We start from the raw sequence: 12,964 nt of genomic DNA on the forward strand, positions 1-12,964 counted from the left end.
TCGGATAATTTCGCACCAATCAGCAATAAGGCTTTTCATTTTCAGACGACCTCTTTGTCCGTCAATGCCTCGACCACTTCTTCCATCTTCATAAAGCGCGAACCTTTCACCAACACGGTGGCGCGTTCGGGCAAATCGTGGCTCAACACTTGAATCAACGGGTCTTTGGCGGCAAACCACAAACCGTCTGCGCCAAACGTTTCTGCCGCTTCGACACTGTTGTCGCCGACAAAATAAGCCGCTTCGATGCCTTGGTCGCGGGCGTACTCGCCGACTTCGGCGTGCATGGCGGCGGCTTCATCCTCGCCCAGTTCGCCCATATCGCCCATCACAAAAATGCGCGGTGCAGGCATACGCGCCAACACGTCAATCGCGGCTTTCATGCTATCGGGGTTCGCGTTGTAAGTATCGTCAATCAGAGTCGCGCCTTTGATGCCGGACTTGACGTTCAGACGACCTTTGATGTTGCTGAAGCCTTTCAAACCTTCCGCCACATCGTTCAAACTCAAACCCGCAGCTAAAGCCAACGCAGCGGCAGCGGCAGCGTTGTGGACATTGTGGCGGCCGGGAACGGGCAATACTACGGCTGCGCGCTCGTTGCCGCACACCAAATCAAATTCGCACGATAAAGGTTTCAACACGATATTTTCCGCGTGGACATCGCCGCTATCGATGCCGAAAGTCTTCTGCTGATGACCTTGTGAGGCCGTCTGAAACACGACGGCATGTTCGTCTTCGCACGGAATCAAAGCCAATCCGTCTTCGCCCAAGCCTTGATAAATCTCGCTTTTCGCCTTGGCAATATCGTTCGTGCCATCAAAACCGCAGCCGACATGGGCGCGCAAGGCGTTGTTGACCAAGGCGGCATCGGGTTTGGCGATTTGCGTCAAAACCGCCAGCTCGCCGAAATGGTTCATACCCATTTCGATCACGGCATAGCGGTGTTTTTCGTTTAATTTCAACAAAGTCAGCGGAAGGCCGATGTGGTTGTTGAAGTTGCCCGCCGTTGCCAAAACGGCATCATCGCCGAAACGGCGGCGCAATACCGCAGCCAGCATTTCCTTCACCGTCGTCTTGCCGCCCGAACCGGTAATGCCGAACACAAACGGGTTCACATTATCGCGCCACGCCTTCGCCAGCGTTTGCAACGCGGCAAGCGTGTCATCGACTTTCAACGCGCCGTCCATTGCAGCGCAATCTTCGCGCGAAACCACAACCGCCGCCGCACCCGCAGCCAATACGTCTTTAACAAAATCATGCGCGTCAAACCGCTCGCCCGCCAAAGCGAAAAACACATCGCCCGCACGGATGTCGCGGCTGTCGGTTACGATGCGCGATACGGGTTTGTTTTCAGACGGCGTTGGAAGGTTGAGGGTTTGGCAGATGAAATTTAGGTCTAGTGGTTTCATGGTTTCTTTCGTTTGTTTTTTTCAGACAGTTTTTTGACACTCAACTACCGATTTTTCCATACTCTTGATAATCGGAGAAACACAATACGATGGTTTTACCGTTTTTACGGTAAGGATGGCAGAGGCTGTAATGACCGTCTTCCGCTTCATAGCGCATTTCCTGAGTTTGTCCGGCAAATACTTTTTGCAGGTATTCGCGCTCCTTCAAATTCGGAGAATAGACATAGTCCATTTTCTTGACCATCACTTTCTCACCATTTCGATCCATGACAAAATTATCATTACCTTCTACATTTTGATTGGCAGCAGGTACAGCTTCATTTTGACTGGCGGCAGGTACAGCTTCGCCACCTACGTTAAGGCGGGAATCGGCTGAAAAAGCCAGATAAACCGGTTTGTTGTCGATCTTATCCTGCACGATAATCATGGCAGATTTGAACGACAAATCATCTTTAGCCATCAAATCAAGGATTTCTGACGATTTTTTAATATACGCCAAATCGAAACGGTAATCTGTCAATGCAGCTATTTGAGCAGGATTGTCTTTGACGATGCGCTCCGACGATTGGGTTAAGATATCCCGTTTTTGCCGAATAGTCAGGTAATTGCCGCCGAACAGCAACGCCGCCAAAATAGGAAATACCGCCAACAGCAGATATACAGTTTTCCTACCGCCACGGACTTCTTCTTCCTGCCCGCGCTCGGCAATACGGGTCAGATTCAACATGATGTTCAGCATCAACGTACCGCCCATCACAGCCAAAATCCCCAAAATACTCATCAGGAAAATTTCTGTAATGTGTTCACGGAACACCTTGAGTCCGAAGACTTGAATCAATATCAACGCGAACACCCAGTACACCAGCAGTGTCACTGCTACCATACCGATAATGTTCGTTGCCTTGACCAATTTTTTTGCATTCATCTCTTTACTCTTTTTTCAGACGACCTATTTGTCCTGATCAATCAACGGATACGGATTAATCGCACCACTTGGCAGATACACGCCGTAGTGCAAATGGGCAGGCGTGGTTTTAGCGTTGCCGGTTTTACCGACATAGCCGATGACCTGTCCTTCTTTCACGCGTTCATACAGGCGGACGCTGGCGAATTTGTTGAGGTGGGCATAGTAGTGCCATGCGCCCGGCCCTTGGATGCCGATGACTTTGCCACCCAATCGGTTACGCCCGATTTTGGTGACGATACCGGGCGTCGTGCTGCGTATCGGCGTGTTTTTCTTGGCGAAAATATCCACACCTTCATGTCTGCGCCCCTGGCTGCGCGCTGCGCCCCAAGTGTCGTCAAAACGCTTGCCTTTAACAGGATTGGGCAGGCTTTGCGCCGCCGGCGGTTCTTTCGCCCTCAGTTCGGCAATTTCGGCGTTCGGACGCGGCAGTTGTTTGGTGGTACAGCCTGCAAATAAAATCATGACTGCACTGATGAAAAGGGTTTTTGTCGGCATTTTCAGCATCAAATCGGTCTCCTCGTTTTTCAGACGACCTTTAAAATTCCAAATCAGGGTCGTCTGAAACAACTGTGATGGGTTTAATGGCTGACGTGCCGTAATGCGTGGGTTGTGTTGCTTTTATTTTGTGGGGGATAAACGTTTTCAGACGACCTTAAGGCTGCCGGGCCGTCTGAAAATTGATTACATTGTTGTCAAATTTATAGTGGAATCGATAAGTCGAATACGAAGTACAGCAAAACTTCTCTGCCCTAAGGTGACTCCTCTCTGTCTGTATATACTCAAAAATTACTCTTCAATATCGACATATCCCAAATCGATCAGTGCCTGCTCCACATTTCCCACTGCCTCATCATCATCTTTTACCATCAGTAGGAAGGCATTTTCGGTATAACCAATATCTATTAGCCGAAGCCCATGGGGCTTAAGCAATGCATCGTAAGCATCTGAAACAAAGATATGGGCATTGAACATCGCAAACATATTCATCTCATCACTCTCACAAAGCTCGTCCAATTCATCTTCTTCATCCGGCACGGCAATGCCTTCTTGAGTGCAAAATGCTGCTACTGTACGATCGCAAACTTCGTCATCAATTTCTGTCGTATCTATTTCAATACCCAGTTTTTGTATAGGATAAAACCGCTCTAATTCCAAATATGGATTTTTCCATTCCATATAATCCATAAATTGATGATCAGCATAATGCCATTCACCTGATTCGCTATACCAACCTAAATGCTTAAATAACCAATCACACACCAAATCCTCATCTTCAGCCGGAGGAGCTTTTGGTAAATCTTCACGGGTTAAGTAAGGGACGGCTGCAAGTAAAGCATTGAATAAAGGAGTATAACGTTGCATATTTTTGCCTATTAAAAGTGAGATGGAGTAATGTGTAATTTCCTATTTGCCAATGGCCTTAAGGAATTATCTGGAAAATATTTTTACCTAAGTTCTGCCAATGCTTTTTCTGCGATTTCAAAATCGGAGAAATGGTGCTTCACGCCTTGTACATCCTGATAGTTTTCATGTCCTTTGCCGGCAATTAGAATGATGTCGTTTGCAGCGGCACGTTCGACTGCGTAACGGATAGCTACGGCGCGGTCGGCTTCGACGCATTCGGGCGCGGGCACGGCAGGCAGGATGTCGTTGATGATGTCTCGCGGATTTTCCAAACGCGGGTTGTCACTGGTTACGACGACTTTATCTGCGCCCTGTACGGCTGCTGCACCCATCAGCGGACGTTTGCCGCGGTCGCGGTTGCCGCCGCAGCCGAATACGCACCACAAAGCCGCACCCTGTGGTTTGATTTCCTGCAAGGTAGAGAGTGCTTTTTCTAATGCGTCGGGCGTGTGTGCATAATCGACGACGACCAAGGGCTTGCCGCTGTTCATGATACAGTCCATGCGGCCTGAGGCAGGACGGATTTTTGTCAGCACATCCAATACTTTATCAAGCGGATAACCGTTGGCACAAAGCAAGGCGATGCAGGCGGCGAGGTTTTGCGCGTTGAACCGTCCGAGCAGGCGGGTGCGGCAGCGGCCTTCGCCCCACGGGGTTTGGAATACGGCTTCCATGCCGTCTGAAGAGGCAGTGAAATGAACAATGCGGATGTCAGCGTGTTCGCTGAAGCCGTAGCCGTAAACGGCCAAATCAGGACAGTCTTTTTTCAGACGACCTGCGAGTTCTGCGCCATATTCGTCATCTACGTTGATGACGGCGTGTTTCAAGCCGTGCCAGTAAAATAGGCGTGACTTGATGGCGCCGTAGGCTTCCATCGTGCCGTGGTAGTCGAGGTGGTCTCGGGTGAGATTGGTAAAGATTGCGCTGCGGAATGGCACGCCGTTGACGCGCGATTGGTCAAGGCCGTGGCTGGAGACTTCCATCGCGGCGGCTGTTGCGCCCTGTTGACGGAAACGGTAGAGCAGGGTTTGGACATCGACGGGGGCGGGGGTGGTATGTGTGGTTTCTTCCAATGTGCCCCAAAAGCCGTTGCCGACCGTGCCGATAATGGCGGTTTTTTCGCCCAATAAATCGGCGGCTTGCGCCAGCCATTGTGTGATGGAGGTTTTGCCGTTGGTACCGGTTACGCCCCAGACTTTGAGACCGTCTGAAACGTTGCCGTAAACTTGCGCCGCCAACATGCCGGCACGGTGTTTCAAATCTTTGATGCCTTGATTGGGGACTTTCCATTCGGGATTCCACGCAAATTTGCCGTCGTCGTCCCAAAAAACAAAAGCCGCGCCGTTGGCAATGGCAGCGGGGATATAACTGCGGCCGTCTGAATATTCGCCCTGACAGGCAACGAAAATATCACCTTGTTTAATTTGACGGCTGTCTGAATGCAACAAACGCCCTGCTGCGTTTGCACACAGCAGAGGCGGAATGTTGGTTTCAGCTAAAGGGGTTAACTTGCTGAACATAAAATAATCTCGTTGATACTCGGATTAAGACGGTGTTTTGACGGCTGCAACATTGGTCAGAGGCTTGGTCGGGGAAACGCCCAAGATATTCAGGCTGCCGCCCATGACTTGTTTGAAGACCGGACCTGCCACTACGCCACCGTAGTAACCGTTTGCAGTCGGTTCGTCGATGGTTACCGCCACAATCACACGGGGATTTTTAGCAGGAGCAAAACCGATGAAAGTTGCGACGTGTTTGTTATCAACGTAACGCCCGTTGACCAACTTACGCGCCGTACCGGTTTTCGCGCCGACGTCGAAACCATCTACCGCACCTGCTGTACCCGTACCGCCGGGCTCGGTTACAGAAACCATCAAATCACGAACTTCACGCGCGGTCGAAGCTTTAATGACGCGTTTGCCTTTTGGCGCAACCGCCTGTTTCTCGAAGCTGACCGGCAACAATTCGCCGTCATGTGTCAACATGGTATAAGCACGCGCCAATTGCAGCAGGCTCAATTGCAAGCCGTAACCGAAAGACATGGTTGCCTGTTCAATCGGCTGCCATCTGCGCCAGCTTCTCAAAAGACCGGCCGTCTCACCTGGGAAACCGGAGTGCATCCGCACGCCCACACCCAAATCATGATAAAAATCATACATTTCTTTAGGCGTGAATTTTGCAGACAGTTTGCTGGTACCGACGTTGGAAGATTTTTGCATAATGCCGCGCACATCCAAAGTAGGATACACATGGGTATCGCGCACAGTAGCAGGACCGATTTTATAAGGCATGGTGTTAAAACGATCAGCCACACCGACTTTGCCGGAATCCAATGCTTTTGCAATCGTAAACGGCTTCATGGCAGAACCCGGCTCAATCATATCGGTAACGGCTCGATTGCGGCGCTGTTCGCTATCGGCGCTGCCCGGTTGATTCGGATCGTAGGCAGGGCTGTTAACCAAAGCCAAGATTTCGCCGGTTTGCGCATCCAATACCACAACCGTACCTGCTTTGGCTTTGTGATAAGCCACTGCTTTATTCAGCTCATCATAGGCAAGTGTTTGAATACGTTGATCCAAAGACAAAACCATGTCCTGCCCGTTTTTCGGATCGCTGTTGCGCGGAGAATCCAAACTATCGACGATATTGCCTTTATTGTCGCGCAAAACCACTTTCGCACCGTCCGCACCATGCAGACTGTCTTCTCGCGACAATTCCAAGCCTTCCTGTCCTTTGCCGTCGATATTGGTGAAACCGATAACGTGTGCGAACAGGTTGCCCATCGGATAATGGCGTTTCAGCTCTTTTTGGAATGCCAAGCCTTTAATGCCCAAAGCTTTAATTTCTTCCGCTTTTTCTTGGCTGAGTTGACGCTTCAGATAAATAAAATCTTTATCTTTTTTCGCCAATTTTTCCTGCAATGCCTCAACAGGCAGCTCAACAATAGCCGCCAACTTAGCCATCTGTTCGGCAGTCGGCATCTCTTCCATACCCGAAGGCATGGCATACAAAGATTCAGTCGGTGCACTCAACGCCAAAGTCGCACCGTTACGGTCCGTAATCATGCCGCGCGACGCAGGTAAAGTCAGGGTACGGACAAAACGCTGATCGCCCTGATTTTTCAAAAACTCATGCTGCGTGGTTTGCAAATAGATGCCGCGAGCCAGCAGTCCGACAAACGCAGCCGCAATCAGCCACAACACCAAAGAAATCCGCCCATCACTGGTGATGGGTTTTTTAGCTTTGGCTGTCTTGGGCAGCATGCTCGGTTTATATTCGTTTTTAATCAACATCTTAACATCTCAATTCATAATCACCCGAACCGTGTCTTTATCTAACGGCACCAATTTGCAGTACCGGATAAGCCGGCTATATTATTTTTTTCGTTCCACCATCACGGTATTATCCGCGCCGGGCGGTTTGAGGCGTTGCTTCTCAGCCGCCACCTTAATCAGCTTGTGGTTCGCCAGCCGCGCCTGATCCAATTTCAAGCGTGCATAGTCCTGATCAAGCTTGATTTCCTGCTTTTGCGCTTTATCCAAAGCGATGAAGTGCAAACGCGATTGGTCTTGCACAGTGACCACCGCAAAAGCAGATACCGATACCAAGACCAACAAAAGGATATTTAATTTATTCATTATTTTCAGACGACCTCAATCTGTTTGTTCCGAGGACACCTGCCCCACATAATGCTTATTCTGCAATCTCACCGCCCGTCCGCTCTGCCACGCGTAAAACTGCGCTGCGCGCCCGCGGATTGGAGGCGGTTTCCTCAACACCCGGCTTTATCGCCTTTCCCACCGCCTTTAACGGCGGCAGAGGCAAATCCGCTTCTTTTACTGCCGCCCAGCGCGGCAAAGGAGGATGTTGCGAATATTTTTTGACAAACTGTTTTACTATGCGGTCTTCAAGCGAATGGAACGCGATAACCGCCAAACGCCCACCCTGTTTCAGACGACCCATCACTTGCGGCAGAACCGCCTCTACCTCTTCGAGCTCGCGGTTAATAAAGATGCGAACTGCCTGGAAGGTACGCGTCGCAGGGTCTTGCCCCCGCTCACGAGTACGGACGTTTTGTGCCACGAGCTGCGCCAGCTTGCGGGTTGTATCGATCGGACTTTCTGTCCGTTGCGCAACAATGGCGCGCGCAATCTGGCGACTAAACCGCTCTTCACCATAATTCTTGATAACCTCGTGCAAATCCTGTTCTGATGCTGTTGCAATCCATTCTGCAGCGGACATTCCCCGCGTCGGATCCATGCGCATATCCAAAGGTGCATCAAAACGGAAACTGAAACCCCGTGCGCCATCATCTATCTGCGGGGACGAAATCCCCAAATCAAACAACGCACCATCTATTTCTTCAATACCCAGCTTATCCAGGGTCGTCTGAAAACTGGAAAACCCGTCATGGACTACCGTAACGCGCCCATCCTGCTCGGCCAGCTTTTGCGCCGCCTCAATCGCTTGCGGGTCTTTATCAAACACAATCAGACGACCTTGACTGCCCAGACGGGACAAAATCAATCGGGAGTGCCCTCCCCTGCCGAACGTCCCATCCACATAAATACCGTCTTCACGAACCGCCAGAGCATCAACCGCCTCGTTTAACAAAACGGTGATATGTTGATATTCAGCATTACTCACAATTGCAAATCCGTCTGACTTAATTGGAATGCCAACTCTTCAGGATCATCATCCAAAGCCTGAGTCATTTCAGCTTCCCATTGATCACGGCCCCACAATTCCAAACGGTTGGCGCGACCGACCAAGGTAACGTCTTTTTCAAAATCCACCCGTTTGCGCAGATTGGCAGGAATCAGTACGCGGCCGGCGCTATCCCATTCCAGCGTATCCGCATTGTGCAGCAGCAGATTTTGATAACGCTGCAACATCGGATTTCCTGCCGTTTTCAGGTGCAAAAGCTGCTCGGCAACCTTTGCCCATTCAGCCTCCGGATACATCAGCAATTTTTGACGGGAATCCAAAGTAACCACAATCGACGGCGTATAATGGCGCAGCAAAATATCGCGGAACTTGGCAGGAATCGCCAACCGCCCTTTGCTGTCAATACTCAATTCGTGAGCGCCACCAAACACAATTTCGTCCTAATCGATTTAAATCGGAATTTTTTGGGCAATGCAGACACTTTTACCCACATCGCCCCACTAGCCCACACTATAAAAAATTTTAACGTCTCGGTCAAATCGCCTTACTCTAAAATCCCAGTACATATGCAACAACAAAATCATTAAAAAACAGTATTTTAACCAAACAAGCAAACAAGCCGAACCACCCATTTTACCCGATTTGGTTTTTAAAAACACAATATGTAGTATTGCAAATATTATTTAGACACAACATATGGTATAAAAAAATGAAAAAACGCCCCTTTCCCGTTCACGTTATAATAGACAAATAAATTCATAAATTTTACATTATCTAACAATTATGAAGGCACACCTCCCCCTCCCCTCCCCTGCCGCGCAAGCCTCAAGTTCCAAACTATTCGAAATAATCAAACAGGAAATAAAAGCCCAAAATAACTGGATTCCTTTCTCACGATTTATGGAGCTTGCACTCTACACACCCGAATACGGCTACTACACCGGAGGCAGCCACAAAATCGGCACAGACGGCGATTTCATCACCGCCCCCACCCTCACCCCATTATTCGGACAAACCCTCGCCCGACAACTTGCCGAACTACTCCCGCAAACCGCCGGCAACATCTACGAATTCGGCGCAGGTACGGGACATCTCGCCGCCACCTTATTGAAAAGCCTTTCAGACGACCTCAAGCATCACTACATCATCGAACTCTCCCCCGAACTTGCCGAACGCCAACGTCAATTCATCGCCGAACACACCCCCCCGCAACTGGCACAAAAAGTCATACACCTGACCGAACTGCCCGAATCCTTCGACGGCATCATCATCGGCAACGAAGTCCTCGATGCCATGCCTGTCGAAATCATCCGCCGCACCCAAAACACCTTCCAACACATCGGCGTCTCCATCAACCCCGACGGACAGCTTGAACAAAGCCCGCAACCTTTGAAACAACCCGACCTCCTGCGTTTAGCCGCCACCTATTTTCCCGAAACCAAACACCCCTACACCAGCGAGTTACACCCCGCCCAATACGCCTTTATTCTCACCCTCGCGCAAAAAATCACACGCGGCGGCATGATATTTATCGACTACGGTTTTGACGCCGCCCAGTATTACCACCCGCAACGCGACGAAGGCACGCTCATCGCCCACTACCGCCACCACACCGTTCACGACCCGTTTTTCCATATCGGCCTGACTGATCTGACCGCACACGTCAACTTTACCGATATTGCCCAAGCAGGCACCGACGGCGGACTAGACCTCATCGGCTACCTGCCCCAATCTCATTTCCTATTCAACCTAGGCATTACCGACCTGTTGGCACAAACCGCCCCACCAGGTACGGCAGACTACCTCCGTGTCAGCACCGCCGTACAAAAACTGACCGACCAACACGAAATGGGCGAACTCTTCAAAGTCATCGCCTTTGGCAAAAACATCGACATCGACTGGACAGGTTTCCGCTTCGGCGACATCTGCCACAAACTTTGAAATCCCCCACCTCAAACCATCCTCCGAACACACAGGTCGTCTGAAACACCGTTTCAGACGACCTCATCCATGTTTTATTCCATTAAAAAACAAAAACAAAACATAAAGTACAAAATAAAACTTGCCAAAAACTCAAAACAACATATAATAGCGACTTCACGAAACGGCGAATTAGCTCAGTCGGTTAGAGCAGAGGAATCATAATCCTTGTGTCCGGGGTTCGAGTCCCTGATTCGCCACCAAATTTCGGGGGTATAGCTCAGTTGGTAGAGCGCTTGCATGGCATGCAAGAGGTCAGCGGTTCGATCCCGCTTACCTCCACCAGATAAAAAAGACCTTGTTTAAACAAGGTCTTTTTTGTATTTATTGACTCTATCATAGATTAACAACACGACACATATTCCAAGCAATCAATTTTCTAAGCACCGAACACAAAAAACCAATCGGTCTCAAACTATAGTGGATTAAATTTAAATCAGGACAAGGCGCCGAAGCCGCAGACAGTACAGATAGTACGGCACCGATTCACTTGGTGCTTCAGCACCTTAGAGAATCGTTTTCTTTGAGCTAAGGCGAGGTAACGCCGTACTGGTTTAAAGTTAATCCACTATAATGTCTCTATTCGCAACCCCATCACGTTCATTCTATTGTTAAGAGGCTGCCATGATGAAATTATCTTGACAGCCTCTTATATCGTACTTTTAACTTGTTTTGTTTTATATGAAGTTATGGACGCATTCTAAAGACATTACTTACTTGACCGTTATAGATACGGACTCAGGGTTTGGCGCAAAATTTCCATATCTGTAACCTTCATAATGTTTGCCTTACCCAGACGATCCAAACCAATAAAGCGCATGACGCCGCCACTCACTTTTTTATCATGACTCATGTGCTCTATCCATTTTTCAAATTCGAACTTCGGCGGTGCCGATGGTAATTTTGCAGCCTCAAGCAATGCTGCAATACGAAGCGTATCTGCCTCATGAATTTTACCCAGTTTCTCGGATAACCGTCCTGCCAATACGCATCCCGCGGCTACTGCTTCTCCATGCAGCCACACGCCATAACCCATTTCTGCTTCAATGGCATGACCAAAAGTATGCCCCAGATTCAACCATGCACGAATCCCTTGTTCTGTCTCATCTTGAGCCACAATCTCAGCTTTCATTTTGCAACAATGGTACACAGCCTGCGTAAGTTTCTCCTGATCCTGCATCATTAAATCGGTCATGTGCTGCTCTAACCACTCAAAAAACTCAATATCGCCAAGCGCGCCGTATTTAATGACCTCTGCCATACCGGCAGATAATTCGCGTTGCGGAAGCGTTTTAAGCGTAGATAAGTCCGCCAGTACAGCCTTAGGTTGATAAAACGCGCCTATCATGTTTTTCCCAAGCGGATGGTTGATTGCTGTCTTACCGCCAACTGAGGAATCGACCTGACTTAACAATGTAGTTGGCACTTGGATAAATGGGGCGCCACGCTGATAAGTTGCCGCCGCAAAACCAACCATATCGCCAATGACCCCTCCTCCCAATGCGATCAAGGTCGTTTTGCGCTCCGCCCTATTTTGCATTAAACCGTCAAAAATAAGATTGAGCGTTTGCCAATTTTTATATTCTTCCCCATCAGGCAGAATAATACTGAAACTGGAAATACCTAATCTATCCAAGGTCGTCTGAAAAGATTCTAGATATAAGGGCGCAATCGTCTCATTCGTAACAATGACCACCTTATTACTTAAATATGGCTTTAATAAAACATCAGCTTGTTCAATAAGATGATTCCCGATAAAAATAGAATACTGATGGGAGGGAGTTTGGACGGTCAGGGTACGCATTTTGATTCCTTGTTAATCTTTAGTTGCCGGCTCTCATTTAGGGTCGTCTGAAAACCTATATCGTTACTCACCGATAACAAATCTATTATCGATTTAACGCCTCAAACAACCGTTTCACCGTTTTTGCACAGCTGTCGGACTCGATCACAATGTGCGCAGTATTTCGATATAAAGGATCACGGGCATTATAGAGCTCTTGCAACTTAGCAAGCGGGTTCTCTACCTGCAACAAAGGGCGGCTGTTATCATAACGGGTCCGCTCTAACAGAACTTCAGGCGAGGCATGAAGATACACGACCATACCATTTCGTCGCATATTTTGCCTGTTTTCCTCACGTAAAACCGACCCTCCTCCTGTTGATAAAATAATATCCTTCATCGCAGTCAGCTTCTTGAGCATAGCAGTCTCTCGATTGCGAAACCCTTGCTCACCCTCCATCTCAAAGATGATGGGAATAGAGACACCTGATGCCGTACAAATCTCATGATCACTATCATAAAACGGACGATCCAACATTTGGGCAATATACCGCCCCAAAGTGGTTTTCCCTGCACCCATCAAGCCAATTAAGATTAAATTACCGTTGATTTTTTCCATAAAAAGCATTTTATACGATACTCAGCATTATTTGTGCCACCCTTCCAAACTCGTGTCTGCAAACACCATACTCCAATTTTTAATCCGTTGATTCTAATTGTTTTTATAGTGGATTAAATTTAAATCAGGACAAG

General features: G+C 48.7%; 12 protein-coding genes, 2 tRNA genes and 1 pseudogene. 4 read left to right on the forward strand and 11 right to left on the reverse strand.

The genetic code is table 11. The features are described from left to right. Window positions 1-41 precede the first annotated feature (41 nt). The 9 genes from murF to mraZ all read right to left on the reverse strand — a co-directional run bounded on the left by murF (window position 42) and on the right by mraZ (window position 8,879). Window positions 42-1,409, reverse strand: a complete 1,368-nt coding sequence (gene murF / locus HMPREF3277_RS09285; protein WP_070870944.1) for a UDP-N-acetylmuramoyl-tripeptide--D-alanyl-D-alanine ligase — start codon at window positions 1,407-1,409, stop codon at window positions 42-44. A 40-nt stretch (window positions 1,410-1,449) separates the two neighbouring features. After that, window positions 1,450-2,334: a peptidase gene (locus HMPREF3277_RS09290; RefSeq protein WP_070870945.1), complete on the reverse strand. Its 885-nt coding sequence runs from the start codon at window positions 2,332-2,334 to the stop codon at window positions 1,450-1,452. 24 nt (window positions 2,335-2,358) lie between these two features. After that, window positions 2,359-2,880, reverse strand: a complete 522-nt coding sequence (locus tag HMPREF3277_RS09295; protein ID WP_070870946.1) for a M23 family metallopeptidase — start codon at window positions 2,878-2,880, stop codon at window positions 2,359-2,361. A 282-nt stretch (window positions 2,881-3,162) separates the two neighbouring features. Next, window positions 3,163-3,738 (reverse strand): hypothetical protein, encoded by a 576-nt coding sequence (locus HMPREF3277_RS09300; RefSeq protein ID WP_070870947.1) that lies wholly within the window; start codon window positions 3,736-3,738, stop codon window positions 3,163-3,165. 83 nt (window positions 3,739-3,821) lie between these two features. Then, window positions 3,822-5,300, reverse strand: coding sequence for a UDP-N-acetylmuramoyl-L-alanyl-D-glutamate--2,6-diaminopimelate ligase (locus tag HMPREF3277_RS09305; protein ID WP_070870948.1), 1,479 nt, complete (start codon window positions 5,298-5,300; stop codon window positions 3,822-3,824). A 24-nt stretch (window positions 5,301-5,324) separates the two neighbouring features. After that, window positions 5,325-7,073: a peptidoglycan D,D-transpeptidase PBP2 gene (locus HMPREF3277_RS09310; protein ID WP_049223498.1), complete on the reverse strand. Its 1,749-nt coding sequence runs from the start codon at window positions 7,071-7,073 to the stop codon at window positions 5,325-5,327. 81 nt (window positions 7,074-7,154) lie between these two features. Then, the gene (ftsL, locus tag HMPREF3277_RS09315) at window positions 7,155-7,418 is read right to left on the reverse strand and encodes a cell division protein FtsL (protein WP_003761340.1); all 264 of its coding nucleotides are present in this window, start codon (window positions 7,416-7,418) and stop codon (window positions 7,155-7,157) included. A gap of 55 nt (window positions 7,419-7,473) precedes the next feature. Next, on the reverse strand, window positions 7,474-8,427 hold the full coding sequence (gene rsmH / locus HMPREF3277_RS09320) for a 16S rRNA (cytosine(1402)-N(4))-methyltransferase RsmH (RefSeq protein WP_003765904.1): 954 nt from the start codon (window positions 8,425-8,427) through the stop codon (window positions 7,474-7,476). Then, window positions 8,424-8,879: a division/cell wall cluster transcriptional repressor MraZ gene (gene mraZ / locus HMPREF3277_RS09325; RefSeq protein ID WP_003761336.1), complete on the reverse strand. Its 456-nt coding sequence runs from the start codon at window positions 8,877-8,879 to the stop codon at window positions 8,424-8,426. The genes rsmH and mraZ overlap by 4 nt, the downstream gene beginning before the upstream one ends. 352 nt (window positions 8,880-9,231) lie before the next feature. On the opposite strand from mraZ, the gene HMPREF3277_RS09330 reads away from it, so the two are divergent. The 4 genes and pseudogenes from HMPREF3277_RS09330 to HMPREF3277_RS15380 form a co-directional block, all read left to right on the forward strand. Further along, window positions 9,232-10,389 (forward strand): class I SAM-dependent methyltransferase, encoded by a 1,158-nt coding sequence (locus HMPREF3277_RS09330; RefSeq protein ID WP_070870949.1) that lies wholly within the window; start codon window positions 9,232-9,234, stop codon window positions 10,387-10,389. Between the two features lie 165 nt (window positions 10,390-10,554). Beyond that, a tRNA-Met gene (locus tag HMPREF3277_RS09335) sits at window positions 10,555-10,631 on the forward strand. A 6-nt stretch (window positions 10,632-10,637) separates the two neighbouring features. Next, window positions 10,638-10,713 (forward strand) — tRNA-Ala (locus HMPREF3277_RS09340). A 131-nt stretch (window positions 10,714-10,844) separates the two neighbouring features. After that, window positions 10,845-10,907, forward strand: a pseudogene (locus HMPREF3277_RS15380) (transposase); the annotation flags it as partial. A 245-nt stretch (window positions 10,908-11,152) separates the two neighbouring features. Here HMPREF3277_RS15380 and aroB read toward each other — a convergent pair. Beyond that, a complete protein-coding gene (gene aroB, locus HMPREF3277_RS09345; protein WP_070870950.1) occupies window positions 11,153-12,232 on the reverse strand; it encodes a 3-dehydroquinate synthase in 1,080 nt (359 codons plus the stop codon). Between the two features lie 85 nt (window positions 12,233-12,317). Beyond that, a complete protein-coding gene (locus HMPREF3277_RS09350) occupies window positions 12,318-12,830 on the reverse strand; it encodes a shikimate kinase (RefSeq protein ID WP_003765896.1) in 513 nt (170 codons plus the stop codon). Window positions 12,831-12,964: the final 134 nt, after the last annotated feature.

Source organism: Neisseria sp. HMSC70E02 (assembly GCF_001838645.1).
Classification (GTDB): domain Bacteria; phylum Pseudomonadota; class Gammaproteobacteria; order Burkholderiales; family Neisseriaceae; genus Neisseria; species Neisseria macacae.

Coding starts and splice junctions, on each gene's coding strand:
- HMPREF3277_RS09330 (WP_070870949.1), top strand. CDS start 9,232: ATGAAGGCACACCTCCCCCTCCCCTCCCCTGCCGCGCAAGCCTCAAGT.
- ftsL (WP_003761340.1), bottom strand. CDS start 7,418: ATGAATAAATTAAATATCCTTTTGTTGGTCTTGGTATCGGTATCTGCT.
- murF (WP_070870944.1), bottom strand. CDS start 1,409: ATGAAACCACTAGACCTAAATTTCATCTGCCAAACCCTCAACCTTCCA.
- aroB (WP_070870950.1), bottom strand. CDS start 12,232: ATGCGTACCCTGACCGTCCAAACTCCCTCCCATCAGTATTCTATTTTT.
- HMPREF3277_RS09305 (WP_070870948.1), bottom strand. CDS start 5,300: ATGTTCAGCAAGTTAACCCCTTTAGCTGAAACCAACATTCCGCCTCTG.
- HMPREF3277_RS09295 (WP_070870946.1), bottom strand. CDS start 2,880: ATGCTGAAAATGCCGACAAAAACCCTTTTCATCAGTGCAGTCATGATT.
- HMPREF3277_RS09310 (WP_049223498.1), bottom strand. CDS start 7,073: ATGTTGATTAAAAACGAATATAAACCGAGCATGCTGCCCAAGACAGCC.
- HMPREF3277_RS09290 (WP_070870945.1), bottom strand. CDS start 2,334: ATGAATGCAAAAAAATTGGTCAAGGCAACGAACATTATCGGTATGGTA.
- HMPREF3277_RS09350 (WP_003765896.1), bottom strand. CDS start 12,830: ATGGAAAAAATCAACGGTAATTTAATCTTAATTGGCTTGATGGGTGCA.
- HMPREF3277_RS09300 (WP_070870947.1), bottom strand. CDS start 3,738: ATGCAACGTTATACTCCTTTATTCAATGCTTTACTTGCAGCCGTCCCT.